Source organism: Bradyrhizobium sp. LM2.9 (assembly GCF_054056555.1).
In genome coordinates this window covers 6,440,403-6,466,416 of the sequence record NZ_JBSRYJ010000002.1, presented here as the reverse complement: position 1 = coordinate 6,466,416, position 26,014 = coordinate 6,440,403, and the positions used below count along the sequence as shown (strand labels likewise).

The window sequence follows — 26,014 nt, the reverse complement described above, 5'->3', positions numbered from 1 at the left end:
TCCTAATCAGCCGCCGCCGCCGTAGCGAGCCGCTCCGGAAACGCAGCCGCGAGTGACGCACGATCCGGCTTCAGCACGCCGCGCTCGGTGATGAGGCCGGTGACGAGCCGCGCCGGGGTCACGTCGAACGCGTAGTTCGCGACCGGCGAGCCCTCCGGCACGATCCGCACCGTCTCCAGCCGTCCATCCGCGGTGCGGCCGGTCATGTCGGTGACCTCCGTGCCGCTGCGCTGCTCGATCGGGATGTCGCGGATGCCGTCATCAACGGCGAAATCGATCGTCGGCGACGGCAGCGCGACATAGAACGGCACGTTATTGTCGTACGCGGCGAGCGCCTTCAGATAAGTGCCGATCTTGTTGCAGACATCGCCATTGGCGGCAACACGATCGGTGCCCACGATGGCGAGATCGACCATGCCATGCTGCATCAGATGCCCGCCGGTGTTGTCGGCAATCACCGTATGCGGCACGCCGTGATGGCCGAGCTCCCAGGCCGTGAGCGAGGCACCCTGGTTGCGCGGGCGCGTCTCGTCGACCCAGACATGGACCTTGATGCCGCGCTCATGCGCCATATAGATCGGCGCTGTTGCCGTGCCCCAGTCGACGGTGGCAAGCCAGCCGGCATTGCAATGCGTCAGCAAATTGACGGTCTCGCCCGGCTTCTTCCTTGCGACGATCGCCTCAACGAGTTTCAGGCCGTTGCCAGCGATGCCACGGTTGATCTCGACGTCCTGCTCGACGATCTCGTCGGCGCGCGCATAGGCGGCCTCCGCGCGTTCGAGCGGATCGACCGGCGCGAGCGTCGCGCGCATCTCGTCCAGCGCCCATTTCAGATTGATCGCGGTCGGCCGCGCCACCACGAGCGTATCGTAAGCGCGCCTAAGACCGGCATCCGAGGCATCTTCGCGCATCGCGAGCGCCATGCCGTAAGCTGCGGTCGCGCCGATCAGCGGCGCCCCGCGCACCAGCATGTCGCGGATGGCGAGGGCCGCGTCCTCGCACGAGGCCAGCTTTGCAATGATGAACTCATGCGGCAGCCGGCGCTGGTCTATCGCGCCGACCGACCAGCCGTCGCGCTCACGCCAGATGCTGCGGAAATGCTTGCCGTCGACCTTCATGGCATTCTGCCTTTCGTATCACGCCCGCAGGATGCGGCCGGCCACCGCATCGAGCTTCTTCAAAAGTTCGGGATCGCGCGCCTCGGGCGCGGTGATGAGCGCAGTGTCGAGCGCGCGGTCCGAACCGATCGGACACGGTTCATGCTCGCGCGGGAAATCCTTGGCCAGCCGCGCCACCAGCGCCTTCGCCTTGTCGGCGTTCGAGCTGAGCACGCGGATGATGTCCTGCACGGTGACGGCGTCATGATCGGGATGCCAGCAGTCGAAATCCGTCACCATCGCGACGGTGGCGTAGCAAAGCTCCGCCTCACGCGCGAGTTTCGCTTCAGGCATGTTGGTCATGCCGATCACGGAATAACCCAGTGTCTTGTAGGTCATGCTTTCCGCATAGGTGGAGAATTGCGGTCCCTCCATGCAGACATAGGTGCCGCCGCGCGCAAACGCGATGCCCTCGGCTTCAGCGGCCACGGCAAGATGAATACGCAAGCGCGGCGAGACCGGGTGCGCCATCGACACATGTGCGACGCAGCCCCGGCCGAAGAACGAGCTCTCGCGCTTGTGGGTGCGATCGACGAACTGGTCGACGAGAACAAAGGTGCCGGGCGGCAGCTCCTCCCTGAACGAGCCGCAGGCCGACAGCGAGATCAGGTCGGTGACGCCGGCGCGCTTCAGGACGTCGATATTGGCGCGATAGTTGATGTCGGAAGGCGACAGCCGGTGGCCTTTGTCATGGCGCGGCAGGAACACGATCGGCAGGCCGGCCATGGAGCCGCGCCGCAAGGACGCCGACGGCTCACCCCAGGGGCTCTTGATCACCTGTTCGCGAGCGTCCTCGAGTCCCGGCAGATCGTAGATGCCGGAGCCGCCTATGATGCCCAATACCGCCTGCGTCATGCCTGCTCCACCCCGTTCGCGCCATCGCGATCCCGCGGAGAAGCTATGCCAGTTTTGCGGCGCTTTTGGAACGGGGGTGGTGGGCGGGGTGTCGATGCTGTGAGGAGCGACGCCGCATATTCCGTGTCGTCCCGGAGGGGCTGACTAGGCCGCGGTCGCCGGCTGCAGCTGGGTCGCCACCATGCGCTCCAGCGTCTCGATGGACTGGAAGTTCTCCGGTGTGATCTCGGACTGGGGAATCGTGAAGTCGAACTCGGCTTCGACGCCGAGCATCAGATTGACCATGTCCATCGAGGTCAGGCCGACGTCGACGAGCCTGGCCTGCGGCGTGACGTCAGCGGCAAGCGAATTCTGTGCGAGAATGCCCTTCACCAGCTTGATGACGCGATTGCGCAATTCGGTATCGAAGCCCTGCATCGGCAAATTCCCATCTGTCTGTTAAAGGTCGGACCGGTTGCCGGCTACGATGGGCACGGCGGGCCGATCCCGCAATGGACGCCACCATTACTTCGCGTTTCTTAGTAAACGATGACTCAGATTGTCTGGAATTCCGGCTTCTTACAGATCCCTAACGCGATCGCGGAAATACGGGCGATGCAAACAACCCGACCTTAACTGCTTGTTCGGAATTGGACTTTGTTTACCCTCTATTTCATCGACGAATTTGAATTAAATCCGTAGCCTCATCTCATAAGCAAAGATGGTCGGAGGATCGCTCAAGCGGCATCGCGAATGATGCCGGCGATCCTGAACGGCAAACCGGAGGCGGACGAGCATGAACGTGCGTGAAGCAGTCCTCACTGTCGACGAGACGCAGACGAGCTATCTCGAGCAGGGTCCTTCCCTCGTCGAGCGCACCGCCCGGACCGCCGCCGCGGCGGCAGTCGACGCAGACGGGGTCGATCGCGACGCCCGCTTCCCCCACAAGGCTTTCGAGGTCGCGCGCGAGCAGAAGCTGCTCGGCGTCATGATCCCGGTCGAGTTCGGCGGCTTCGGCGCCTCGATCCACGACGTCACCGATATCTGCTACGCGCTCGGACGCGCCTGCGCCTCCACGTCGATGGTCTACGCGATGCACACGACAAAGGTCGCCTGCGTCGTCAGGCACGGTCACGGCATTCCCTGGATGGAAACCATGATGCGCCGGGTCGCGCGCGACCAGTGGCTGCTGGCCTCCTCCACCACCGAAGGGCAGAACGGCGGCAACATCCGCGCCAGCGCGGCTGCGGTCGACCACGCCGGCGATACCGTCTCGCTCGTGCGAGACGCCACCGTGATCTCCTACGGCGCCGAGGCCGACGGCCTCGTCACCATCGCCCGCCGCGCCACCAATGCTTCTGCGTCCGACCAGGTGCTGCTGGCGCTCGCCCGGGACGATTATTCGCTGAAGCGGACGCTGGGCTGGGAAACGCTCGGCATGCGCGGCACCTGTTCGACCGGTTTCGAGTTGAAGGTCGACTGCCCCGCCGACCGCGTCTTCCCGGAATCCTATGACAAGATCCACGCCCAGACCATGACGCCGTTCGCGCATCTGTGCTGGTCCTCGGCCTGGGCTGGTATCGCTGCAGCCGCAGTTACCCGTGCGCAGGCCTTCGTCCGCAAGGCGGCCCGCACCTCGGGTGGTCAGATGCCGCCGGCGGCCGCGCATTTCACCGCCGCCAAGATGTCGCTCGCCAAGCTGCGTGCACTGATATCAGCCAATATCGACACCTTCGCCCGTGCCGAACACGACGAACGCGCGCTCGGCTCGCTCGACTTCCAGTCTTCGATCACGCTTCTGAAGGTGCAGGCCTCGGAGCTCGCGGTCGAGACCGTGATGCATGCGATGCGCACCGCAGGCCTTTCCGGTTACCGCAACGACGGTGAGTTCACCATGGGCCGTCACCTGCGCGACGTGCTGTCATCGCCAATTATGATCAACAACGACCGCATTTTGGCCAATGCCGCGACATCGACCCTGATGAGCGGCGTGCCGACCAGCCTTCATGACTGACGTGCCTCTTCGTGCCTGACGTGCCTTGGCGTGACTGACGTACCTTGGCGACTAAACCAACAAGAACAATTTTGAGATAGCAGGACACCGAACCATGAACATTGCCGTCCTCCCCAATTCGCCCGAGACCGCGCCGCAAATGGCCGATCCGCTCGATCATCTCGCCGGCAAGCTGTTCCACTCCATGGGCTCGGACGGCGTCTACGCCCGCACCGCGCTCTATGAGGGAATCGTCGAGCGGCTCGCCGCACTGATCACGAGCCATCGCGAGGCCGGCACCGAGGTGATGCGCTTCCCGCCGGTGATGAGCCGTTCACAGCTCGAGAAGTCCGGCTATCTCAAGAGCTTTCCGAACCTGCTCGGCTGCGTATGTGGCCTGCACGGCACCGAGCGCGAGATCAACGCCGCGGTAAGCCGCTTCGATGCCGGCGGCGACTGGACCAGCTCGCTCTCGCCGGCAGACCTCGTGCTGTCGCCGGCGGCCTGCTATCCCATCTATCCGATCGCGGCGAGCCGCGGCCCGCTGCCGAAGGGTGGCCTGCGTTTCGACGTCGCCGCCGACTGCTTCCGCCGTGAGCCGTCAAAACATCTCGACCGGCTGCAGTCGTTCCGGATGCGGGAATATGTCTGCATCGGCAGCCCCGATGACGTCGCCGATTTCCGCGAGCGCTGGATGGTGCGCGCGCAGGCGATCGCGACCGATCTCGGTCTCACCTTCCGCGTCGACTATGCCAGCGACCCCTTCTTCGGTCGCGTCGGCCAGATGAAGGCGGTGAGCCAGAAGCAGCAGCAGCTCAAGTTCGAGCTGCTGATCCCGCTGCGCTCGGAAGAGCAGCCGACCGCCTGCATGAGCTTCAACTATCACCGCGAGCATTTCGGCACGACCTGGGACATCCAGGACGCCAATGGCGAGCCAGCCCACACCGGCTGCGTCGCCTTCGGCATGGACCGCCTAGCCGTCGCCATGTTCCACACCCACGGCACCGACCTTTCCGCCTGGCCTGCCAAGGTGCGGGAGATCATGGGCCTGCAGTCGCGGGCCGCGGCCGATGCCCATGGCGAAGGCTGGCGCTAACGGAACGAGGCCGGTCATTTCCACGGGAAAAACGAGCGTGATCCACACCAAGGTCCGATGCCGCGAGATTACCGAGTCCGACGTCGAGGCAGTCGCGGACTTGCTGACGCGCGGCTTCGTGGGCCGCTCGCGCAACTACTGGATCCAGGGCCTGCGCCGGCAGGCCTTCCGGCCCGTGACGGAAGGTTACCCGCGCTTCGGCTACATGCTCGACAATGACGGCACGCCGGTCGGCGTGCTGCTTCTGATCTACACGGCGCGGAAGGACGGCGGCGAGACCGCCATCCACTGCAATTTGTCGAGCTGGTACGTCGATCCGGCCTACCGCAACTACGCCCCGCTCCTGACCAAGATCGCGCAGCGGCACAAGGACGTTACCTATCTCAACATCAGCCCGGCGCGGTGGACCTGGCCGATCATCGAGACGCAGGGCTTTCGCGCCTATTGCCGCGGCATATTCTTCTCGGTACCTGCGTTGGCGCGCGCGCCCCGCTGGAGCAAGATCGAGGTCATCTCGCAGCACGCCAAGACGATCGATGGACTTTCCGAACCCGAGACCGAGCTCTTGACGCGGCACGCGCGCTACAATTGCCTCAGCTTCGTGTGCCGCACGCCGAAGGGAACGTTCCCTTTCATCCTGCAACCGGTGCGCATCCGCCGCGGCTTCATTGCGCCTCCCGCAATGAAGCTGATCTACTGTCGCAACGCCGCCGAATACACCGAATGCGCAGGCCGCATCGGCCGGCTGCTGCTGCGGCTCGGCAAGATCTCGGTTGCCATCGATTCCAATGGCCCGGTTCCCGGCCTCGTCGGCATCTACACCGAGCGGCGTGGCCGCAAATATTTCAAAGGCCCGCACCGGCCGCAGCTCGCCGACCTCACTGATACGGAGCTGGTCCTGTACGGGCCGTAGAAGATCAATTTCCCCGGCCTGGCCTGTAGCCCGCATTGAGCGCAGCGACATGCGGGAACGACCGCCCCGATATTGCTGCACATCCGGCTACAGGACTATGGCCTTGCCGGATGGCCGTTTGCGGGCTCGCACCCCACCGCTGGTCACCCTCCGTAAACTACGGCGCTTAAGGGAATTTTCCCGCCTCTTCGCTACCCTCAGCGACTGAATTACGCTGCGTTAAGTCTATTGCCCGCCGAGACCCCGCCGCCCCATGACGTCGATCCGCGCCAACGAGCTTGATGCACGCCGCGAAGAGGGCCCGGAGGCCCTCGTCGGACTGAGCCAGCTTGCGCTCGACCACATGGAGCAAGGCGTCTGCGTCTACGACGTCGCCAACCGGATCGTGCTGGTCAATCAGCGCTACCTCACGCTGTTCAACATGTCGGCCGAGATCGTGCGGGTCGGCACGAGCTATCGCGACGTGCTCGCTCATAGCGCTGAGCTCGGCAACTTCCCGGCGAACGACCTCGATGCGCTCTATGCCAGGCGCATGAAGCAGATCGCGGACGGTCAACCGTTCCGAACGGAGCAGCATCTGGCAAGCGGCCTCGTCATGGCACTCGAGCTGAAGCCGCTCCCCGGCGGCGGCTGGATGACGATCTGCGACGACGTCAGCCGCCTCGCCCGGCTCGAGGCGGAGCTGCACGTGCAGACCGAGCGCAGCCAGCACGCACTCGCGAACATGTCGCACGGGCTCATCATGTATGATTCCGACAGCCGCGTCGTCGTCTGCAACGAACGTTTCCTGAACCTCTACAATCTCGACCCGGAAATCGTGAAGCCGGGCGTCACGCACCGCAAGGTCATCGATCACTGGCTTTCGCGCGGCAACCTGCCAGGGATGTCGGCCGAGGAATTCCACGACACCAGGCTGAAGGACGTGTGCGCCAGGAAGGCAAAAACCCTACTGGTGATGCGCTACGACGGACGGATGGTGCAGGCGGTCTCCCGTTTCCTGCCCGACGGCGGCTGGGTGACGGTGCATGAAGACGTCACCGAGCGGCTGCAATACGAGGAGACGCTGAGGCAGCAGAACTTCATCCTCGATGCCGCGCTGGAGAACATGGCGCACGGGCTCGCCTTCTACGACAGCGACATGCGCCTGCGCGTCTGCAATACCACCTACCGGAAGATCTATCGGCTGTCGCCGGAGGAGACCAAACCCGGCACGCATCTCGGCGAGCTGATCGAGCGCTCGATGACGAACGGCGCGTTCTCATCCGAATATAGTCCGCAGCAGCTCCTGGAAGCCGCCAGCGCGAGGATCGCCGACCGTGACTCCTCGCCGAGGCGCCGGCGCATGTCGAACGACACCATGATCTCGGTGCGCTATTGCGCGCTGGCCGAGGGCGGCTTCGTTGCCACCTATGAGGACATCACAGAGCGCGAGCAGGCGGTCGAGGAGTTGAGCGAGCAGTATCGGCGCTTCGACGCGGCTCTGAACAACATGAGCCAGGGCCTGTGCATGCTCGATCCGAGCCTGCGCGTGATCGTCTGCAACCGCCGCTATATCGAGATGTACGGACTGTCGCCCGAATTGGTGAAGCCGGGCGTCTCGATGCGCGAGATCATGGAGCACAGCTGCGACCTCGGCATCCATCCGAATACCACCGCCGCGCGGCTCTATGCCGACTATGTCGAGAGGTTGCGCGAGGGCGAGCACACGCTGCACCACCATCTGAGCGACGGCCGCATCATCAAGTTCAATCACAAGCGAATGGAGCACGGCGGCTGGGTCGTCACCTATGAGGACGTCACCGAGCGCCACAAGGCGCAGGCCCGCGTGGCGCACATGGCCCGGCACGATTCGCTCACTGACCTGCCCAACCGCACGCTGTTCCGCGAGAAGATGGGCGAGGGGTTGAACCAGGTCGCGATCGCCGGCGGCGCGATGGCGGTGCTGTGCTTCGACCTCGACAATTTCAAGACCGTCAATGACCGCCTCGGCCACGCGGCCGGCGACCGGCTGTTGCGTTGGGTCGCGGCGCGGCTGAAAGAGAATGTCGGCGAGCACGACACCGTCGCGCGGCTCGGCGGCGACGAATTCGCCGTTCTCCAGCGCGGACCGCAGCCGCAATCGGCGGAAAAGCTCGCACGCCGCCTGGTTGAGGTCATCGGTCACCCGCCGCCGCTGGAGAACCAGTCGATCCATGTCGGCGTCTCCGTCGGCATCGCAATCGCGCCCGAGCACGGGCTCGATGCCGACGAGCTGATGAAATGTGCCGACCTCGCGCTGTACCAGGCCAAGGCCAAGGGGCGCGGCGCCTATCAACTGTTCGAGCCCGAGATGGAGGAAGAGGCCCGGAGCCGGCACGCGCTGGAGCACGACCTGCACGGCGCGCTGGAGGCACGGGAATTCCACCTAGTGTTCCAGCCGCAGGTGCGGCTCGATTCGACCGAGCTCACCGGCTTCGAAGCGCTGCTGCGCTGGAAACATCCGTCGCGCGGCGTCGTCTCGCCGGCCGAATTCATCCCGATCGCGGAAGAGAACGGGTTGATCGTTCCGATCGGCGAATGGGTGCTGCGCACGGCGTGCGCGACTGCCGTGTCCTGGCCCGATCTCACCGTCGCGGTGAACCTGTCGCCGGTGCAGTTCCGCGCGCGCGGGCTGGTGGCGATGGTCACGAGCGCGCTTGCGGAGGCCGGCCTGCCGCCGCACCGGCTCGAGCTCGAGGTCACCGAGACGGCGCTGCTCGACGACAGCGAGGCGACGATCGAGATCCTGCACCAGCTCCGCGCGTTAGGGGTGCGTGTCAGTCTCGACGATTTCGGCGTCGGCTATTCCTCGCTGAGCTATCTGCGCAAATTCCCGTTCGACCGCATCAAGATCGACCGCTCCTTCGTCGGCACCCTCGGCGAAAGCCCGGAGAGCGTGGCGATCGTCCGCACCATCGCCAGCCTTGGCTCGGTGCTCGGCGTCGAGACCACGGCGGAAGGTGTGGAGACGGCGGAGCAACTCGATTTCGTGCGCGAATGCGGCTGCACCGACGTGCAGGGATATTATTTCGGCAAGCCCTGCCCGGCCGCCGAAGTCGAGCGCATGATCGAGACGCTGAACGCAGTCCGCCGCGTGGCGTAAAGGCTCCGCCGACGGCAAATTCCGTATCTCGGCACACTTCCAAACGACCAATTGTCGCACGTGCGTTTTTCGCCGGAATCACCGTCTCGCCCCGGCGGAGCCGCCGCGCAATGCGCTTTTCTTCTCCCATGATTTCGGGGACAATCCCGTCATAACAATGAGAAACGGCGGCCCGAACGAGGCCACTGCGAGGGAGGAATTTCGATGTCGCGATACGGGCTGAAGACAATCGCGTTTGCCGCCATGCATACCGTCGTGAGCGCGTTGCTCGCAACCGCCGCCGGTGCGCAGGACTATCCCACCAAACCGGTGACGCTGATCGTGCCATGGCCGGCCGGCGGATCGACCGACATCTCGATGCGCGCGATCGCCGACAGCGCCTCCAAGGTCCTGGGGCAGCCGATCGTGATCGACAACAAGGCGGGCGGCGGCGGCACGGTCGGACCTGCCACCATGGCCGCGGCCGCAAAGCCGGACGGCTACACCATCTCACAGCTTCCGGTCACCGTCTTCCGCCTGCCCCTGATGCAGGAGGTGTCGTGGGATCCGGCAAAAGATTTTACCTACATCATTCATCTCACCGGCTACACCTTCGGCGTAACCACCAGCGCGGAGTCGCAGTTCAAGTCCTGGAAAGACGTGGTTGCGTTCGCGAAGGCAAATCCGGGCAAGGTGACCTACGCGACGCCGGGCACCGGCACCTCGCTTCATATCGGCATGGAGCAGATCGCCGCGATGTCCGGCATCAAGCTCACGCAGGTGCCGTTCAAGGGCGGGGCAGAGACCAACGCCGCGGTACTCGGCCAACACACCATGCTGCAAGCCGACTCCACCGGTTGGCGGCCCTTGGTTGACGCCGGCAAGCTGAAGCTTCTCATGGTTTGGACCGGGGCGCGGTCGCCGAACTATCCTGACGTGCCGACGCTGAAGGAGCTCGGCTATCCCATGGTCTTTGATTCCCCGTTCGGCATCGCAGGACCCAAGGGCATGGATCCCAAGATCGTCGCCAAGCTGCACGACGCCTTCAAGAAGGCGGTCGAGGACCCCGCGGTGATCGCCACGCTCGCCAAATACGACATGGTGCCGAGCTACAAGAATACCGAGGACTACAGGAAGTTCGTCGTCGAGGTCACGGAGTCAGAGCGCAAGGTGATCGACACGCTCGGGCTTGCGAAGAAGTAGGATTGAGCCACTTTTATGTCTCGGACGCCGTGCAGCGCTTCTCCAGCGCTGCGTCGCGTCCGGGATCTACATTTGCCACGCATCTATGGACCCCGGATCTGCAGCGCACCGCCATAGCATGTCGAAGACGTGCGTGAACGCACTTATGGCGCTGCGCAGCGTCCGGGAAACGGCCGAGAGGGCGTCTATGAACGACAAAACCAACGTCAAACTCCGCCTCAACAACTCCGAACTCTGGGGCGGGTTGATCGGGCTCGCGCTGGGCGGCTTCGTGATCTGGCAGGGCGTTAAGCTCAAGCTCGGCACCATCAACGACCCCGGCTCCGGCTACGTGCTGTTCTACACGGGCATCTTGATGTGCGTGTTCGCGGTCAGCATTATCATTTCGGCCATCACGGAGGGCGGCCCGACGCTGGCCTCACGCTGGGATAATGTGAGCTGGGGCAAACCACTCCTCGTCATCGCCTGCCTCACCGCATTCTCCTTTGCCCTGGAGCCGCTGGGATTCCTGTTATCGTCGATCCCGTTGATGCTGCTCTTGTTACGGTTGATCGATCCCGTGCGCTGGACACTGGCGATCCCGGTCGCGGTGCTGGTGCCGCTCGGGATGTGGTGGGTGCTCGAGCGGGTGCTGCTGATCCAGTTGCCCTCGGGCCTGTTCGGGATGGGTTAGCCGCATGGACACGCTCGTCAACGTCGCGCACGGGTTTGGCGTCGCGCTGCTACCGATCAACCTGCTCTATTGCTTCATTGGCGTCTTCATCGGCACGCTGGTCGGCGTACTGCCGGGCATCGGGCCGATCTCGGCGATGTCGCTGTTGCTTCCGGTGACGCTGTCGGGAACGCCGGAGTCCGGCATCATCATGATGGCGGGCATCTATTACGGCTCGATGTATGGCGGCTCGACCACCTCGATCCTGGTCAACATCCCCGGCGAAGCAGCTTCAGTCGTCACCTGTATCGACGGCCACCAGATGGCGAAGCAGGGCCGAGCTGGCCCTGCGCTAGGCATCTCTGCCTTCGGTTCCTTCATCGCCGGCACGTTTTCGCTGGTCGCGCTGATGCTGGTGGCGCCTCGGCTTGCGGGCATTGCGATCGCGTTTGGCCCGGCCGAGTATTTCAGCCTGATGGTGCTGGGCCTCGTGGTGCTCACCTTCCTCACCCAGGGCTCGATGCCAAAGGCGCTGTTGATGGCATGCACGGGTGTCGTGCTCGGACTGATCGGGCTCGACAGCATCACGGCGCAGCCGCGGCTGACATTCGGCCGCATGGAGCTGATCGACGGTATCGGACTCGTCCCCGTCGTGATGGGCCTGTTCGGGGTCGCCGAGGTGTTGCTCAACATCGAGCAGGCGATCAAGCGCGACATCATCAACGCCAGGATTACGCAACTCCTGCCCACCAAGGCCGATTGGCAGGCGAGCGCCGGCCCGGTCGCGCGCGGCACCGTGCTCGGCTTCCTGCTCGGCATCCTGCCGGGCGGTGGCGCTGTGGTGGCCTCGTTCGCGTCCTATGCGCTGGAGAAGCGGCTGTCGAAAACGCCGGAGCGTTTTGGCCATGGCGCGATCGAAGGCGTCGCAGGCCCAGAATCCGCCAACAACGCGGCAGCCGGCGGCGCGTTCATCCCACTGATGACGCTGGGCATCCCGCCAAACGTGGTGATGGCGCTGCTGCTCGGCGCTTTCGTCATCCACGGCCTTCAGCCGGGACCGCTGCTGATCACGCAAAACCCCCGGCCTGTTCTGGGGCATCGTCGCCAGCATGTATATCGGCAACGTCATGTTGCTGATCCTCAATCTACCGATGATCGGCATGTGGGTGCAGCTGCTCAAGCTGCCCTACAACATTCTCTTCCCCCTGATCATCCTGTTCACGATCATCGGCGTGTACTGCTCGAGCAACAACGTGTTCGACGTCTATGTGATGATCGCATTCGGTATCATCGGCTATTTCATGCGCAAGCTCGGCTACGAGCCGGCCCCGCTGGTGCTCGCCTTCGTGCTCGGACCGATGCTGGAGAACAATCTGCGCAAGTCGCTGATCCTGTCGCAGGGCGACCTCTGGACCTTTGTGCAGCGGCCGATCTCGGCGGCGTGTCTCGTACTGGCGCTGGTGCTGCTGGTCGCGCCGCTGTTGCCGGCGCTGCGCAAAAAGCGCGAGCTGGTGGCGCTGGATGAAGGGGCGTGAGGGTTTTGTCTCAGCCTGCCGCAGGCAGCACGTTATCCGGCGACGCGCTCCACGGACGGTCGGCCGACGCGAGCCCGATCAAACGGCCCTGGATGTAGTCGCAGCCCCAGTCGCGCAGCATGTTTGCGGCCTCTTCGTCCTGCACCCATTCGGCCACCGTCTTGATGTCGAGGCGGCAGGCGAGGTCGATCAGGGTCTGCACGAAGGCGCGGTCGTCGGCGGAATGGGTGATGTTCTGCACGAAGGCGCCGTCGATCTTCACGATATCCACGCCGAGCTTGCGCAGATTGCGGAACGAGGTGTAGCCGGCGCCGAAATCGTCGATGGCGATGCGGCTGCCGAAATTCTTCAGCCGCGTGACGAAGCCGCGTACGTCGTCGATGTCCTGGATCGCGACCGTCTCGGTGATCTCCACGATCAGACGCTCGGCAACACCGGGATGCGCGCGCATCAGCGATTCGATGCTGGCCCACCAGTCCGGATCCATCGTTGTGTCTGGCGAGATGTTGAGGCTGAGGCAGATGTCGGGCGCGGCGGCGAGCTCGGCGACCACGAGCTCGAGCACGCGGTGATCGACCAGGCGGATCAGGCCGAGCCGTTCGGCGACCGGCACGATGTCGGGCGCGAGCAGCACCTGGCCGCCGCCCTGGTCCATCCGCACCAGGCATTCGTGGAAAGCGCGCTCGCGCGAGGCGGCCGAGACCACCGGCTCATAGGCGAGCTTGATACGGCGCTCGTTCAGCGCGGTGACGATCTCGTCGGTAACGCGGATGTTGACGCGGCGCTGCGCGTCGCGCGCGGCATCGGGACGCCAGGTCGCGAACGAACCCACGCGGCGTTGTTTTGCGGCATCCAGCGTCTCATGGGCGCGATTGACGGCCTCGTCGGTGTTGCGGGCATAGCGCGGCACGCTGACCGCGCCGATCGAAGCAGTGACCGACACCGGGCCGGATTTGGTCGGCACCACCTCGTCGCGGATACCGGCGAGGAAGCGCTCGGCGGCGACGTTCATGTCGTCAACTGTGCAGTTCTTCAGGATTAGGCCGAACTTGTTGCCGGAGAAGCGGCCGAGCACATCGCCGCCGCGCAAGCGCGCACGGATGCGCTTGGCGACGTCGAGGATCACGGCATCGGCAACGTCGAAACCGAAGGCATCGTTGACGCGCGCGAGATGATCGATGCCGACCAGCATGAAGGCCGCGGTCGACCGGAAACGGGTCGTCTCCTCGATCGCCTCGGCCAGCGCCGCGATCAGATGCGAGCGATTGAGCTCGCCGGTCAGCGGATCGAGCCGGGCCAGCTTCGTCAGTTCCTCGTCGCGGGCGTGGCGCTCATTGTTGATGCGGACGGAGCCGATCGCGCGCACCGGCCGACCATCGGGTCCCGAGAACCAGCGGCCGGTCTCTTCGATCCAGACCACGGGATCGGCAGCGCTCATGCGCACACCGTACTCGACCCGGTAGGGCGTGCCGTCGGCGCCGTGCACGGCGGAGGTCTGCGCCAGCGCAGCGGTCCGCAGCGATTGAGCGGGCTCGATCAGCTTGGCGAATTCGGTGCCGGTGGCCAGCCGCTCGGCGGGAATTCCGGGGAAGATGGCGCTGACCTGCTCACCCCAGACCATGGCATCGCTGGCGATGTCCCAGGCGAACACGGCTTGGCCAAGGGCGGCCAGGATGTCGGAGGCTTGCGGCAATGCGGGGGTCAAAATCGCCTCGTTTCGGGACAGCGGGGAGTCCTGAGTCGGCACAGGATAAAGCCAGATTCGCCATTGACCCTAGGCAAAGTTGATAAACAATTTGGAAACCACGTTTCCTCACGCCGCAGGAACCAAACCGGCCCGTCCGGCATAGGCCTTGCGAGTACATGACACGCACCGGCGCCAGCGTCCCGAAACGCGACAGGCTTGCCGGATCAACGGTGATAGCGATGTTGAGTACGAACCGATCGGACCAGGCGGACAACGGCACGGGCACGGCCCTGGTGCCGCAGCTGCCGATTTTGCAGTGGGTCCACAAGGCGCCGCTGCCGCGCCCCGATCCCAGCTTCGTCACCCAGCTCATTGCCAATGCCGAGAACCTGCCCCAGACGAGCCGGCTCCGCCGTGCGTCTTCCGAGGATGCGCAGGTAGCCTATGGCAGCAAGCATCCGCTTCCGAGCGTCACCGCGCGCACGCGGCAGGTGGCTTGAAGTAGATCAGCGCGGCGCGTCGGGAGACGACGGCGTGCCGTTGCCGGGCTGAAGGTGCGGCGAGGGGATTTCCGGCGAGGACGTGCTCTGAGCCGGCTTCGGCGCGGGGTGATCGATCAGCACGGATTCGGCGACCGACTGCGCGGAGGGTGCGGATGCGGGCGGCACCGCCGGCGCAGAGACTGGCTCGAACTTGGACTCGACCACCGCTTCATCGGCTGCCACTTCAGCCTGGCGCCTGGCCTTGCGCGATGCCGGCACAGTCTCGGCGACATAGGCGCCGCGGCGGCGCGTGCGCTGGGCGATGCCGCCGAGGAAGTCGGCCATCGCGAGCAGCACCAAAAGGAAATAGGTGGAGTTGCCGAATTTCGGCCACATCACGAATTCGGCCGCAGCCGCGCCGAACACGATCAGCGACAGCAAATGATCCATCAGGAATTTCGAGCCGGGCCGCGCGCCCTTGACCACCTCGAGCAGCAACAGCACGACGCCAAGCGCGAGCATCACGTCGGCGAGTGTGACCGGCCAGGCCTCGCCCGTGATCATCGGAACCTTGAACAGCACGTCCGTAAAGGACACGCTCGGCATCAGGAAGGCGATGATGTTGTAGACCGCGAGCGGGATCAGAAGCAGCGGGAAACCGACCATCGGCGAATGCCTTCTCGATCAAGATATCCAGACAGGACAATGCGGCGGCGAAGCATTCGCTCCGCCGCCGTTACTGTCATATCTCATGGGTTGGCCGAAATCAGGCAGGCGAAATCATCCTGCCTGGGGAAAGGTCCTGAATTCAGGACTCTTTCTTCTTCAGGACCTGACGGCCCTTGTACATGCCGGTCTTGAGGTCGAGATGATGCGGACGACGGAGCTCGCCGGAGTCCTTGTCTTCCACATAGGTCGGCTTTTTGATGGCGTCTGCCGAGCGGCGCATGCCACGACGCGACGGCGAGGTTTTTCTTCTCGGAACGGCCATTTCAATATCCTCTAGGGATTGGTGTTTCGGGGCATCGTCCGCGAGGGGACGGCTCAGCACCCGCAAACCGAGGCGAGCTGAATGCCGGTCAAGGCCGGGCTTATAGAGGAAGGTCGGGCTTAAATCTAGGGTTCTGGGACGGAAAATGCGCCCGAAAAGGACCCGAAATCAGCGATTTTCCCGCCAGCAGGTCGAAAGCGAGCTCGCCTGCGCCCGCGCAACATAGGTCCCGGCCAGCCGCCGGACGCCCGGTCCCGGCGTCCTGGCGCTACGTTTGACCGGATTCGGCAGGATTGAGGCCAAAAGGGCGGCCTCCCGGAGGGAAAGACTGGCGGCTGACTTGCCGAAGGCATAGGTGCTGGCCGCCTCCACCCCAAACTGGCCCTGCGGTCCCAGTTCGGCGATGTTGAGGTAGATCTCCAGGATCCGCGCCTTGGGCAGGACCAAGTCGATCCACAGCGCCAGCGGGAATTCCAGCGCCTTGCGGACAAAATCGCGCCCCTGCCAGAGGAACAGGTTTTTCGCCAGCTGCTGGGTGATGGTGGAAGCGCCCCGGAACGGGGTGCCGTCCTCCTGCGCGTCGTCGATGGCCTCACGCAGCGCGCCCCAGTCGATGCCGTGATGCTTGCAGAAATGGGCGTCCTCGGCCGCCACCACCGAGCGCGGCAGTGAGGGCGACATCGCCGCCAGATCGATCCATTCCCGCTGCATCGGCGCGGCCCGGAGCGAGCGCCAGGCCATCAGCGTCGAAACGGGATGGCCAATGCGGTAGAACGGCGCGATCACATAGGGCGCGAGAGCCGCGACCACCAGCACCAGGAGAAGGGTTTTGACGACGCGCAAATCAACCTTTCCGGCGCAGAACGTAACGCGGCCACGGGCCCGGCATTAAGTCTGTGATAATTCGGGCGTTTTCCAGCACTTTTTAGGCCTTCCAAACGATTGACTGAGGCGGGCGCATAAAGGATTGTCCCGCCGAATTTTAGTTCTGGAGCCCTTCTTGATGACCGGCACGTCCCCGTCCGATTTCGCCAAACGTCTGGACAAGACCGCTGATGACACCGAGGCGCTGCTCGGGCGCCTGTTGGCGGACGACATCCTGCCCGATGAGATCGCCCGGCCCAAGCGACTGATGGACGCAATGCGCTATTCGAGCCTCAACGGCGGCAAGCGCCTGCGGCCGTTCCTGGTGGTCGAGAGCGCCGCCGTGTTCGGCGTGCCCCGCGAAGCCGCGCTGCTCGCTGGTGCGGCGCTCGAATGCATCCACTGCTACTCGCTGATCCATGACGATCTTCCGGCAATGGACAATTCGGACCTGCGCCGCGGCCGCCCGACCCTGCACAAGAAGACCGACGACGCCACCGCGATCCTCGCCGGCGACGGCCTCCTGACGCTCGCCTTCGACATCATCACCCGCGACGAGATTCATCGCGATGCCAATGTGCGGCTCCTGCTGACGCGCGCGCTGGCGCGCTGCGCCGGCATCGGCGGCATGGTCGGCGGCCAGATCCTCGATCTCGCCGGCGAAGGCCGCTTTGGCGACCGCGAGCCGGTGGACGTGGCGCGTCTTCAGCAGATGAAGACCGGTGCGCTGCTGCGTTACGGCTGCATCGCCGGGGCGATCCTCGGCCAGGCCTCGCAAAAGGAATATCAGGCGCTCGACGATTACGGTCGCGCACTCGGCGAGGCCTTCCAGATCGCCGACGACCTGCTCGACGTCGAGGGCGACGCGGCTGCGCTCGGCAAGCCCTCGGGCCAGGACGCAGCGATGGGCAAGACCACCTTCGTCACGCAACTCGGCCTCGAAGGCGCCAAGCAGCGCGTCCGCGACCTGCTCGCGCGGGCCGACAGCGCCGTGTCGATCTTCGGCGATCGGGCCGCCGTGCTGCAAGCGGCTGCGCGGTTCGTCGCTGAACGGAAGAGCTGATAGCGCTATGGCGAGCGGCAGCAAGGAAGATCTTGCCCTCGCTCGCTTCCGCAAGATGTCGAGGCCGGTGCGCCTGGTGTATGCGCGGCCGCGAACGTTCATATCGCTTGCCGTCGGTATCCTCGTCTGCCTGCTCATACCGGGTTCGTACCGGCTGACGACGCGGCTTGTGCTTGGGTGGGATGCACTGATCGCGGTCTATCTGGTGCTGGTCTACGCGATGATGCTGTGCAACGACCACCAGCACATCCGCCGCGCCGCTGCGATGCAGGACGACGGCCGCTTCGTGATCCTGCTGGTGACGGCGACCGGTGCCTTCGCCAGCATCGCCGCCATTGTCGCCGAACTCGGCGTCCACCGCGGCGCCGCGGAGCTGACCATCGCGATCACCACCATCGCGCTGTCCTGGGCCGCCGTGCACACGACTTTCGCGTTGCATTACGCGCATGATTATTATCGTCACCCAACGCCGGGCGGCCTTCAGTTTCCCAGCGGCGACAAGGAAGACCACGCTGACTATTGGGACTTCGTCTATTTCTCGTTCGTGATCGGCATGACCGCGCAGGTCTCCGACGTCGGCATCACCGACAAGACCATCCGCCGCACCGCCACCGCGCACGGCATCGTCTCTTTTATCTACAACACGGCATTGCTGGCGCTGACGGTGAACATCGCGGCGAGTGCAATCGCGACTTGATCCGTCGTCCCGGCGAAAGCCCGGACGACCCGGTAGTGTCAGTTACACACCTCGACATTTGCATCGTTGCCGGGGCCGCCGCCGCCGCGATATTCGAGATGGCAGCCGCGGTTGACCGCACGACAGCCGCCGTTATTGCAGAATAGCTGTCCGCCACCTGCGGCGCGGCCGGCGCCGGCCGCAGCCGCAATGCCGGCAGCGCCACCAAAGCCGCCCGCCGCACCGGCACCTGCGCCGCCTGCCTGACGACGCTGCCGCACCGGATGGTCTTCGCCGTCGTCGCGTCGCGAGGTCGCGGGCTTGGAAGCCGTGGGCTTTGCGGCACGCTTCTTCTCGCATTCATTGTCATCGTTCAGCGCATAGCCGTCGCCGCAGACGATCCTGGTGCACTTGTCGCCGTCGGCCTTGAAGCCGTGCTCGCAAACCCGCGGACAGACGCGCGACTGTTTTGACTTGACCGTGTCGAGTGCATCGATGCTCGCCACCTTCACGTCGAGCTTGGTGCCGGCATAGCGGTTGAACTGCGACAACGACCGCTGCGCGGACGTCGTCCAGTTGCCGTCGGCAGCACCGGAGAAGCAGCCGACGCGGCCGAGCTCGGTCTGCACCGAGCGGCTGAGATCGGCCGGCGCAGTGGCCGGCGTCAGCGACGCGACGTTGGTGCCGGCAGGGCTCGCCGTGCTGGCGGGCGCAGCACTTGGCGCCGTGGCGGCGAGATTGACGCGTTGCTGCTCGGCAGCGGCCGCCTGCTGCTGCGCCTGCTCCTTGACCTTCTGCGCGGAAAGCTGCACTTGCTCCGCGGCCTTCGCGTCGGCGGCTGCCTTGGCCTGCGCATCCTTCTGCGCACCGACAGCAGCAAGGCGATCGCGCTCGGCCTCGGCCTGCTTCGCCTTCTCGGTGGCCGCCGCATGAGCCTGCTCGGCGCCGATTTTTTCGAGCTGAAGCTTGGCGAGGCTCGAATAGAAACCATCGGGATGCTGGGCGAGGAAGGCATCCCACGCCGGCCTGTTGCCGACCTGCAGCGCGAGCTCGTAATCGCGGCGGATGTCGGCCTGCGGATTCAGCGCAGGCGCTGCCGGAGCCGCAGCGGCGACCTTGACCGGCACCAGCGGCACGTCCTCGCCGCCGAGCGAGCCATATACGAACGGCTCTTGCTTGTTGCCGGTCGACTTGAGCACGTCGTCACGCACGAAGCCGAAGGCGCGGCGAATGTCGAGGCCCGGTGTCGTCAGATGCTTCGACAGCGCCATGGTAAAGGGGCTGTTGGCGCCGTCGCCGTCCTGCGCCGTGAAGCCGGCCTTGGCCGAATAGGCGATCAGCGTGTTGGGGCTGGTCGGCTCGACCTGGACGAGGCCGCGGCCGATGCCGCGCGAGGCGACCGTGCGCTTCATGGTCTTGCCGAACGGATTGTCACGGCAGGCGTCCAGTATCACCAGTCGAAGCTGCTTGGCCGGTTCGACCGCGACCAGGACGCGGTCGAGGGAGAGCGCCTCGTCAAAGACGTCGGTGTCACGCTCCAGCTTGGCATCGACAGGGATCAGATAGTTCGAGCCTTCGACTTCGATGCCGTGGCCGGCATAGTAGACCACGGCGATGTCGGCATCGCGGGTCCGGTCGGCGAATTCGCGCAGCACGCGCCGGGTGTCCAGCGCCGTCAGATCGTGCCGGGAATCGACGATGTCAAAGCCGGCCTCTTTCAGAGTCCTGGCCATCACCGAACCGTCATTGACAGGGTTCGTAAGCGACGGCGCGTGCTGATAGGCCCGAGTTGGCGATCACCAGCGCGACGCGCTTCCCGGCCAAAGCGGGCCCGGCGCCGAATAGCAGCGCGACCGCGAGGAGAAGTGGGCAAAGTCTGAGCGATTTGCGCATAACGCGACTTCCGGGTTCAGGGCAGTTCGCGCCCCTTTGGGATGGCTTTAGCAGGGTCCGCCGCGGGCGATGGAGGTCACGAAGGTGGCACCGGCGGCAGGCCGAAAAACCCCCTTTGTTTGTCGCGCCAGTCCGGTCGCGGTTCGCCGAGAAATAGGCGCGCAGCAGGTTCCCTCAGGCATCCCCCACGTGGCCCCGATATTGCGGCAGATTGTCCGTAATCTCGTGCCAGGGCGCTTTCGAGCCCACGAAAATGTGGACGCTCGGTCGGATCGAGGGGGCATCGACCAGGGTTCCCATGGCGACATGGACCCATTTTCCCTCGCGCACCCGGGAATAAAGCAGCGAGCCACAGCGGGCGCAGTGGGCGTCATGGGTGGTCTCGTCGCCGAAGATGAGGCGCTGATCTTCACCATGGGTGATGCGCAGCTTGTCCTGGGTTATTCCGGCAAACGGCTTGAAGGCGGCGCCGGTGGTGCGGCGGCAATTCGAGCAGTGGCAGTTCACCGCATAGGAGAATGCGTCCGCAACCTCATAGCGCACGGCGCGGCAGTAGCATTCGCCGATCAGGATACGAGCGTTCGAATTCTCTGATCCGGTCATCACAGTGTCCTCGCACAAATGGTACGCACTCCCATAGCGCATTTTGATGAGTACGACTAAGTTCGCCCCGAGCCATCATTCAAAGGGATGACCCATGAGCCAGAACCGCGCGAGCGTCGAAGCCGTCGTGCAATCCTATTTCGATGGACTTTACGAGGGCGATGCCGAAAAACTCGGCGCCATCTTCCACCCATCCGCCGATTTGCGCTGGGTCGAGAACGGCGAACTGCAGGTGCTGACCGTGCCGGACTGGCTCGACCGCGTGCGCAAGCGCCCCTCCGGCAAGGCCGAAGGCAAGCCGCGCGAGGATTTCATCGTCACCATCGACCGTTCGGACGACAAGACCGCCTTCATCAAGGTCCGGTGCCAGTTGCCGCCGCGTTTTTTCACCGACTATCTGGTGGCGATGAAGCTCGCCGACGGCTGGCAGATCGTGTCGAAGTCGTATCGGTATGACCTGCGGGAGTGAGGGGCTTCCCTCCGGCTCGTCGCTGCCTCCTCCGTCTCGCCTGAAAGTCCCCGATGCTTCTCGACCGCCGTTCGCTGCTCGCCTCGCTGTGCTGGATGGCCACATCTCCCGCGCTCGCCGCGGACGCGCAGCCTGAGCTCGAAACGTATGAGCGCGAGAGTGGCGGCCGGATCGGGGTCTATGCGGAGAACCTCGCGACCGGCGCAAAGCTCGCCTGGCGGGCCGACGAACGGTTCGTCATGTGCTCGACATTCAAGGCTTCGCTCGCGGCTTGCGTACTGGCGCGGGTCGATCGTGGCGAGGATCAGCTCGCGGGCCATGATTCCGTACGGCAAGGCCGACCTGCTGGAGTACGCACCGGTCGCCAGGCAAAATCTTGCCGCCGGCGCAATGTCGGTCACCGAGATGTGCAAGGCGATCGTCGAGCTCAGCGACAACACCTGCGCCAATTTGCTGCTCGCGCGGATCGGCGGTCCCGCCGCGCTCACCGCCTTCTGGCGGTCGCTCGGCGATAGCACCTCGCGACTGGACCACAACGAGCCCGAGCTCAACCGCTCACCGCCCGGCGATCCCCGCGACACCACGACCCCGGCGGCGATGGCGGGCAATCTGCGGCGGCTGGTGACGGGCGCGGCGCTGTCGCCGGCCTCGCGTGCTCAACTCATGGAATGGATGGTGGGCTGCAAGACCGGCGCGAACCGGCTGCGCGGCGGGCTCCCCGCAAACTGGAAGATCGGCGACAAGACCGGCAACAACGGCAAGGACGCCTCTGGCGATATCGCGGTGGTCTGGCCCAAGCCCGATACGAAGTCCGATACGAAGCCCGATGCACCGATCCTGATCGCGGCCTACACCCAGGGCGGCACGCCCAACGCTGCGCAGTTCGAAGCCGTGTTCGCGCGCATCGGCCGCATGGTGGCTGAGCGGCTGGCCTGAGCCGCGCCGCATTGACCTTGCGGTTGCTTCCGGCCAAGACAGGCCATGATCGAAGCGAAATTTCAGACCTTTCTCATCCTGCTTGCCGTGTTGGCGGGCACTGCGCTTGTCGCGCGCCGCTTCAACATCGCGCCTGCCATTCTGCTGATGCTCTCCGGTATCGGTCTCGCCTTCGTGCCGGGCATGCCGCCGGTCGAACTGCCGCCGGAACTGGTACTGCTGATGGTGCTGCCGCCGCTGATCTACTCGGCCAGCGTCGCCATGAGCTGGCGCGAGTTCAGGAACAATTTACGCCCGATCGTGCTGCTCGCGGTCGGCGCGGTGATCTTCACCGCGGCGCTGGTGGCGGCCGCCACGCATTATGTGATTGGCCTGCCCTGGGCTATCGGCTTCCTGCTCGGCGCCATTGTCGCGCCGCCCGACGTGGTGGCACCGCTCGCGATCGCGCGCCGGCTGCACATGCCGCGCCGGCTTCTGGTCATCCTCGAAGGCGAAGGGCTCGCCAACGACGCTACCGCGCTGACCCTCTATCGTTTCGCGCTCGCCGCGATCATGGTCGGGCATTTCTCGCTGCCTTTGGCAGCCGGCGAGTTCTTGCTCATCGTCGCCAGCGAGATCGCCTTCGGCATCGGCGTCGGCTGGCTGTCCCTGCGCTTGCGCAAATGGTCCAGGGATCCGCAGGTCGAGCTGACGCTGTCGCTGATCACGCCCTTCGTCTCCTACTGGCTGCCCGAGCACGTCGGCGGCTCCGGCGTGATCGCCACGGTCGCCTGCGGCCTCTATGTGAGCTGGAACGGGCCGCTGCTGATCTCGGCATCGACGCGTCTGCAAGGCATCTTCTTCTGGGACCTCGTGATCTATTTGATCGAGGGCTTGCTGTTCCTGCTCACCGGATTCCAGATGCGCGCGCTCTATGAGAAATCGAAGGCGTTTCCGCTCGACGACATCATGATCGCAACCGCCGTGGTCCTGGTGGTCGTCGTGGGCGCGCGCTTCGCCTGGCTCTATCCCGCGACCTATCTGCCGCGGATGTTCAGCAAGTCGCTGCGCGCCCGCGATCCCTCACCGCCATGGCAATGGCCGTTCGTGCTCGCGTTCACCGGCGTGCGCGGCGCCGTGTCGCTGGCGGCTGCGCTGGCGCTGCCTTTCACGTTGCCGGGCGGCGAGGCCTTTCCGTATCGCGACCTGATCCTGTTCGTCGCCTTCGCCGTCATTTTCGTCACGCTGATCGGAGTCGGCCTCACACTGCCACCGGTGGTGCGCTGGCTCGGCGTCGCGGAAGCCGGTCGCAACGAGCATGTCGCCGAGCACGAGGCCGAGATCGCGGCACGCCGCCAGGCTCTCGATGCCGCCCTGAAGTCGCTCGACGTGCTGACCGAGGAGAAGGAAGTCACGGACGAGGTGATGCGGCTGCTGCGCGCACGCCACGAGATTCGCGTCAACCAGCTACCGGACTCGCTCGATCCCACCCACCACGACGTTTCGGCCGCCGGCACCGCCCTGACGCGTGACCTGATCGAGGCCGAGCGGAAATTCATCCACGACCTGCTGCGCGACGGCCAGATCACCGACGAGACGCGCCGGCGGATCGAGCGGGATCTGGATCTGGAGGAGGCGAGTTTGGCGAACCGGGAGTATCGGGGAGGGCCGCTATAGATTCTCGTCATTGCGCGAGCAATCACCGCCTCTCGCAGAACTCCCTGATCGCCACCGCCACGGCGCCCGCAATCATCTCCTGCCGCCCCGGCGAATTCATCGCCATTTCCTCGTCGCGGTTGATGATCGAGCCCGCCTCGAGCAGCACGGCGGCGCTGCGGGTTTGCGCGAGCACGACGAGCCCGTCATAGCGGTAGACGCCGACATCCTTGTCGAGCAATTGGCGCCGGTAGCGGCCCATCACCGGCAGAGTGTATTGGCTGGCATAGTGCAGGTCCTGCTCTTTCAGCTGCCTGCCGATCATCCGGGCCAGCATCAGGCTGGCGGCGAAGTGCTGGTTCCGCTGCGACACGAATAGAGAGTGGCCCGAAAAACGATCGCTGAAATAGCTGTGCGCGCCGTCGAACTCCCAACTCTCGAGCAGCTTGTCCGGCACCGAATCGTGATGGATCGACAGGAAGAGATCGGTCCGACCGTCATTCGCGGCACTGACCCGCTTGAACAGGCTCGGCCGTGCCTTGCCGTCCGTGACGAGCAGGCGGGCTGCGGCGAAGCCTTCAGACTTGAGTTTCGCCGTGATGAGCCTCGCAAGCCGGAAGTTGAAGCCGAACTCCGGATCATTGCGCGCGCTCAACGCGCCGTAGGAGTCTGGCGTGTGCCCGACATCCACGACGATCCTGAATTTCGGCACCTCGCATTTGGCCGGTGATTGCGGCGGCTTGGGCTTCGCATTTTTTCGCGCGATAGCCGCATGACCGGCGTCAGCAGGCGTCAACGATAGCAAGATCGACGCGACGAGCGGCAAGACGAGACATGCGATGATGCTGCGCGAATGCCTCAAACCCTACTCCGCTGCCGCAATCCTGGGACGGCCGACGAATCCCGCGACGTCACCAAAGCGTTCCAGCATCACGGCGGGCAAGTCCTTGGCCTTGCTGGTGACGCAGGCGCCCGAGCGCACGGCGTAACGATCCTGATGCGCGGCCTGCGGCGGCGGCTCGCCCTGCTGAAGCGCCCGCGCCAGCTCCATCACGACTTTCCGGAAATGCATGATACCGAGATCGGTCGGGCCGAGATGCTCGCGGGTGCGGTCGGCGATCGGGCCTTGGCTGTCCTGCACGGCGGCGTCCTGTTCGGAGACGCCCTTGATGCCGGTGTAGCTCCTGGTCTTCTGGAGTTTGCGGTCGATCAAATAGTCGTTGCCCTTGTGGCGCGTCGGCACGTAATTCTCGTCGACCTCCGCGATCACGCCATTGCCGCGGTCGAAGGCATCACGCTCGGCTTGGGTCAGCGGCCGCTCCGGATTCCAGGCATAGGTGTAGATCCAGCAATTGGTGTCGGTGACGGGCACAAAGGTCTGGCCAAAAATGTTCTCGCCCGGCATCGCGCTCGGCGCATAGGCGTGGAACGGCATCAGGAATTGCGCGATGCGCCAGTAGATACTGTCGCCGCCGGTGAGACGCCCACCGGCAATCGTCAGCCCCGCGTCGTGCGGCTGGATCTCGATCACAGGGCGCGGATCCTCCGCGATCCAACGCATGTGGTCGCTCGACATCCGCGCGATCGGATTCACAAAATGCTTCTTGATGTCCAGAATCTCGTTCTCCTCCTTGTCGAAGGAGAGATGGGCGAAGGTGAAATGCGCGGTGTCGATCGAGCCTTCCAGCGCCTGCACCCAGTTGCAGTCCTGCCATTTCTTGCCGACATAGCGGTGCGAGGCCGGCAGCAGCGCCATTTCGAGATCTGGCAATTCGGGCATGACCTCGGCCGGGCCCATATAGGCCCAGATCATCTCGCCCCATTCGCGCACCGGATAGGATTTGATCCGGATGAGGTCTTTGGCGTTGATGTCGGGATAGGAGGTCGGCATGTCGACACATCGGCCGTCGGTGTCGAACTTCCAGCCGTGATAGACGCAGCGAATGCCGCATTCCTCATTGCGCCCAAGCCAGAGATTGGCGCCGCGATGCGGGCAATACTGATCGATGATTCCGACAACGCCGCGCGAGTCACGGAACGCGAGCAACTCTTCGCCGAGCACGATGATCTTCTTCGGCTCGCCGTCCGGCTCGGAAAGCTCTTCGGAGAGAGCCACGGGAATCCAGAACCGGCGCAACAGCTCGCCCATTCCCGTGCCGGGGCCCGACTCGGTCAGGAATTTGTTGTCCTCGGCGCGGAGCATGGCTGATCCTCCCGACGTCTTTGTTTTCG

The 26,014-nt window shown here is 64.7% G+C and carries 21 protein-coding genes and 3 pseudogenes; 13 read left to right on the top strand and 11 right to left on the bottom strand.

The genetic code is table 11. The features are described 5' to 3' along the window. Positions 1 to 2: 2 nt before the first annotated feature. The 3 genes from mtnA to ACVWW3_RS33205 form a co-directional block, all read right to left on the bottom strand. Positions 3 to 1,118: an S-methyl-5-thioribose-1-phosphate isomerase gene (mtnA, locus tag ACVWW3_RS33215; RefSeq protein WP_456651865.1), complete on the bottom strand. Its 1,116-nt coding sequence runs from the start codon at positions 1,116 to 1,118 to the stop codon at positions 3 to 5. Between the two features lie 18 nt (positions 1,119 to 1,136). Then, entirely contained in the window at positions 1,137 to 2,012 is an 876-nt protein-coding gene (locus tag ACVWW3_RS33210; RefSeq protein WP_456651866.1) for an S-methyl-5'-thioadenosine phosphorylase, read from the bottom strand. Between the two features lie 144 nt (positions 2,013 to 2,156). Continuing rightward, positions 2,157 to 2,429: a phosphopantetheine-binding protein gene (locus tag ACVWW3_RS33205; protein WP_456651867.1), complete on the bottom strand. Its 273-nt coding sequence runs from the start codon at positions 2,427 to 2,429 to the stop codon at positions 2,157 to 2,159. 358 nt (positions 2,430 to 2,787) lie between these two features. On the opposite strand from ACVWW3_RS33205, the gene ACVWW3_RS33200 reads away from it, so the two are divergent. From ACVWW3_RS33200 to ACVWW3_RS33170, 7 genes and pseudogenes are all read left to right on the top strand, one after another. Then, positions 2,788 to 4,005: an acyl-CoA dehydrogenase family protein gene (locus tag ACVWW3_RS33200; RefSeq protein WP_456651868.1), complete on the top strand. Its 1,218-nt coding sequence runs from the start codon at positions 2,788 to 2,790 to the stop codon at positions 4,003 to 4,005. Between the two features lie 94 nt (positions 4,006 to 4,099). Beyond that, a complete protein-coding gene (locus ACVWW3_RS33195; protein ID WP_456651869.1) occupies positions 4,100 to 5,080 on the top strand; it encodes an amino acid--[acyl-carrier-protein] ligase in 981 nt (326 codons plus the stop codon). 37 nt (positions 5,081 to 5,117) lie between these two features. After that, positions 5,118 to 5,993 (top strand): acyl-CoA acyltransferase, encoded by an 876-nt coding sequence (locus ACVWW3_RS33190; RefSeq protein ID WP_456672273.1) that lies wholly within the window; start codon positions 5,118 to 5,120, stop codon positions 5,991 to 5,993. Between the two features lie 253 nt (positions 5,994 to 6,246). Next, positions 6,247 to 9,114 (top strand): PAS-domain containing protein, encoded by a 2,868-nt coding sequence (locus ACVWW3_RS33185; RefSeq protein WP_456651870.1) that lies wholly within the window; start codon positions 6,247 to 6,249, stop codon positions 9,112 to 9,114. Positions 9,115 to 9,318: 204 nt separating this feature from the next. After that, the gene (locus ACVWW3_RS33180) at positions 9,319 to 10,296 is read left to right on the top strand and encodes a tripartite tricarboxylate transporter substrate binding protein (RefSeq protein WP_456651871.1); all 978 of its coding nucleotides are present in this window, start codon (positions 9,319 to 9,321) and stop codon (positions 10,294 to 10,296) included. A 187-nt stretch (positions 10,297 to 10,483) separates the two neighbouring features. Beyond that, positions 10,484 to 10,969 (top strand): tripartite tricarboxylate transporter TctB family protein, encoded by a 486-nt coding sequence (locus ACVWW3_RS33175; RefSeq protein WP_247351720.1) that lies wholly within the window; start codon positions 10,484 to 10,486, stop codon positions 10,967 to 10,969. 4 nt (positions 10,970 to 10,973) lie between these two features. Further along, positions 10,974 to 12,483 (top strand): annotated as a pseudogene (locus ACVWW3_RS33170) (tripartite tricarboxylate transporter permease). Positions 12,484 to 12,493: 10 nt separating this feature from the next. On the opposite strand, the gene ACVWW3_RS33165 reads toward ACVWW3_RS33170, so the two are convergent. Then, positions 12,494 to 14,188 carry an EAL domain-containing protein gene (locus ACVWW3_RS33165; protein WP_456651873.1) on the bottom strand — a complete coding sequence of 565 codons (1,695 nt, stop codon included), beginning with the start codon at positions 14,186 to 14,188 and terminating at the stop codon, positions 12,494 to 12,496. A gap of 221 nt (positions 14,189 to 14,409) precedes the next feature. Between ACVWW3_RS33165 and ACVWW3_RS33160 the strand changes: the two genes are divergently transcribed. Then, complete coding sequence (locus tag ACVWW3_RS33160; protein WP_247351715.1) at positions 14,410 to 14,670, top strand: hypothetical protein; 261 nt, start codon at positions 14,410 to 14,412, stop codon at positions 14,668 to 14,670. 6 nt (positions 14,671 to 14,676) lie between these two features. On the opposite strand, the gene ACVWW3_RS33155 is transcribed toward ACVWW3_RS33160, so the two are convergent. From ACVWW3_RS33155 to mtgA, 3 genes are all read right to left on the bottom strand, one after another. Continuing rightward, positions 14,677 to 15,318, bottom strand: coding sequence for a hypothetical protein (locus ACVWW3_RS33155; RefSeq protein WP_354048111.1), 642 nt, complete (start codon positions 15,316 to 15,318; stop codon positions 14,677 to 14,679). A 142-nt stretch (positions 15,319 to 15,460) separates the two neighbouring features. Next, positions 15,461 to 15,643 (bottom strand): 50S ribosomal protein L32, encoded by a 183-nt coding sequence (gene rpmF, locus ACVWW3_RS33150; RefSeq protein WP_007598106.1) that lies wholly within the window; start codon positions 15,641 to 15,643, stop codon positions 15,461 to 15,463. Positions 15,644 to 15,811: 168 nt separating this feature from the next. Beyond that, positions 15,812 to 16,486 (bottom strand): monofunctional biosynthetic peptidoglycan transglycosylase, encoded by a 675-nt coding sequence (mtgA, locus tag ACVWW3_RS33145; protein WP_456651874.1) that lies wholly within the window; start codon positions 16,484 to 16,486, stop codon positions 15,812 to 15,814. A gap of 160 nt (positions 16,487 to 16,646) precedes the next feature. Here mtgA and ACVWW3_RS33140 point away from each other — a divergent pair, with 160 nt between their 5' ends. Together ACVWW3_RS33140 and ACVWW3_RS33135 are read left to right on the top strand one after the other, a co-directional pair. Then, positions 16,647 to 17,570, top strand: a complete 924-nt coding sequence (locus tag ACVWW3_RS33140) for a polyprenyl synthetase family protein (RefSeq protein ID WP_247351710.1) — start codon at positions 16,647 to 16,649, stop codon at positions 17,568 to 17,570. A gap of 7 nt (positions 17,571 to 17,577) precedes the next feature. Next, complete coding sequence (locus ACVWW3_RS33135) at positions 17,578 to 18,267, top strand: DUF1345 domain-containing protein (protein ID WP_456651875.1); 690 nt, start codon at positions 17,578 to 17,580, stop codon at positions 18,265 to 18,267. Positions 18,268 to 18,305: 38 nt separating this feature from the next. Here ACVWW3_RS33135 and ACVWW3_RS33130 read toward each other — a convergent pair. Next, positions 18,306 to 20,139 (bottom strand): annotated as a pseudogene (locus tag ACVWW3_RS33130) (caspase family protein). Positions 20,140 to 20,313: 174 nt separating this feature from the next. After that, on the bottom strand, positions 20,314 to 20,742 hold the full coding sequence (locus ACVWW3_RS33125; RefSeq protein ID WP_456651877.1) for a GFA family protein: 429 nt from the start codon (positions 20,740 to 20,742) through the stop codon (positions 20,314 to 20,316). Positions 20,743 to 20,836: 94 nt separating this feature from the next. Between ACVWW3_RS33125 and ACVWW3_RS33120 the strand changes: the two genes are divergently transcribed. The 3 genes and pseudogenes from ACVWW3_RS33120 (at position 20,837) to ACVWW3_RS33110 (ending at position 23,803) form a co-directional block, all read left to right on the top strand. Continuing rightward, on the top strand, positions 20,837 to 21,211 hold the full coding sequence (locus tag ACVWW3_RS33120; RefSeq protein WP_456651878.1) for a nuclear transport factor 2 family protein: 375 nt from the start codon (positions 20,837 to 20,839) through the stop codon (positions 21,209 to 21,211). 53 nt (positions 21,212 to 21,264) lie between these two features. Further along, positions 21,265 to 22,147 (top strand): annotated as a pseudogene (bla, locus tag ACVWW3_RS33115) (class A beta-lactamase). A gap of 45 nt (positions 22,148 to 22,192) precedes the next feature. Further along, positions 22,193 to 23,803, top strand: coding sequence for a Na+/H+ antiporter (locus ACVWW3_RS33110; RefSeq protein ID WP_456651880.1), 1,611 nt, complete (start codon positions 22,193 to 22,195; stop codon positions 23,801 to 23,803). A gap of 22 nt (positions 23,804 to 23,825) precedes the next feature. Here the strand turns inward: ACVWW3_RS33110 and ACVWW3_RS33105 are convergent, their stop codons facing one another. Continuing rightward, on the bottom strand, positions 23,826 to 24,644 hold the full coding sequence (locus ACVWW3_RS33105) for an N-acetylmuramoyl-L-alanine amidase (RefSeq protein ID WP_456651881.1): 819 nt from the start codon (positions 24,642 to 24,644) through the stop codon (positions 23,826 to 23,828). Between the two features lie 3 nt (positions 24,645 to 24,647). Beyond that, on the bottom strand, positions 24,648 to 25,985 hold the full coding sequence (locus ACVWW3_RS33100) for a Rieske 2Fe-2S domain-containing protein (RefSeq protein WP_456672272.1): 1,338 nt from the start codon (positions 25,983 to 25,985) through the stop codon (positions 24,648 to 24,650). Between the last annotated feature and the right edge of the window lie 29 nt (positions 25,986 to 26,014).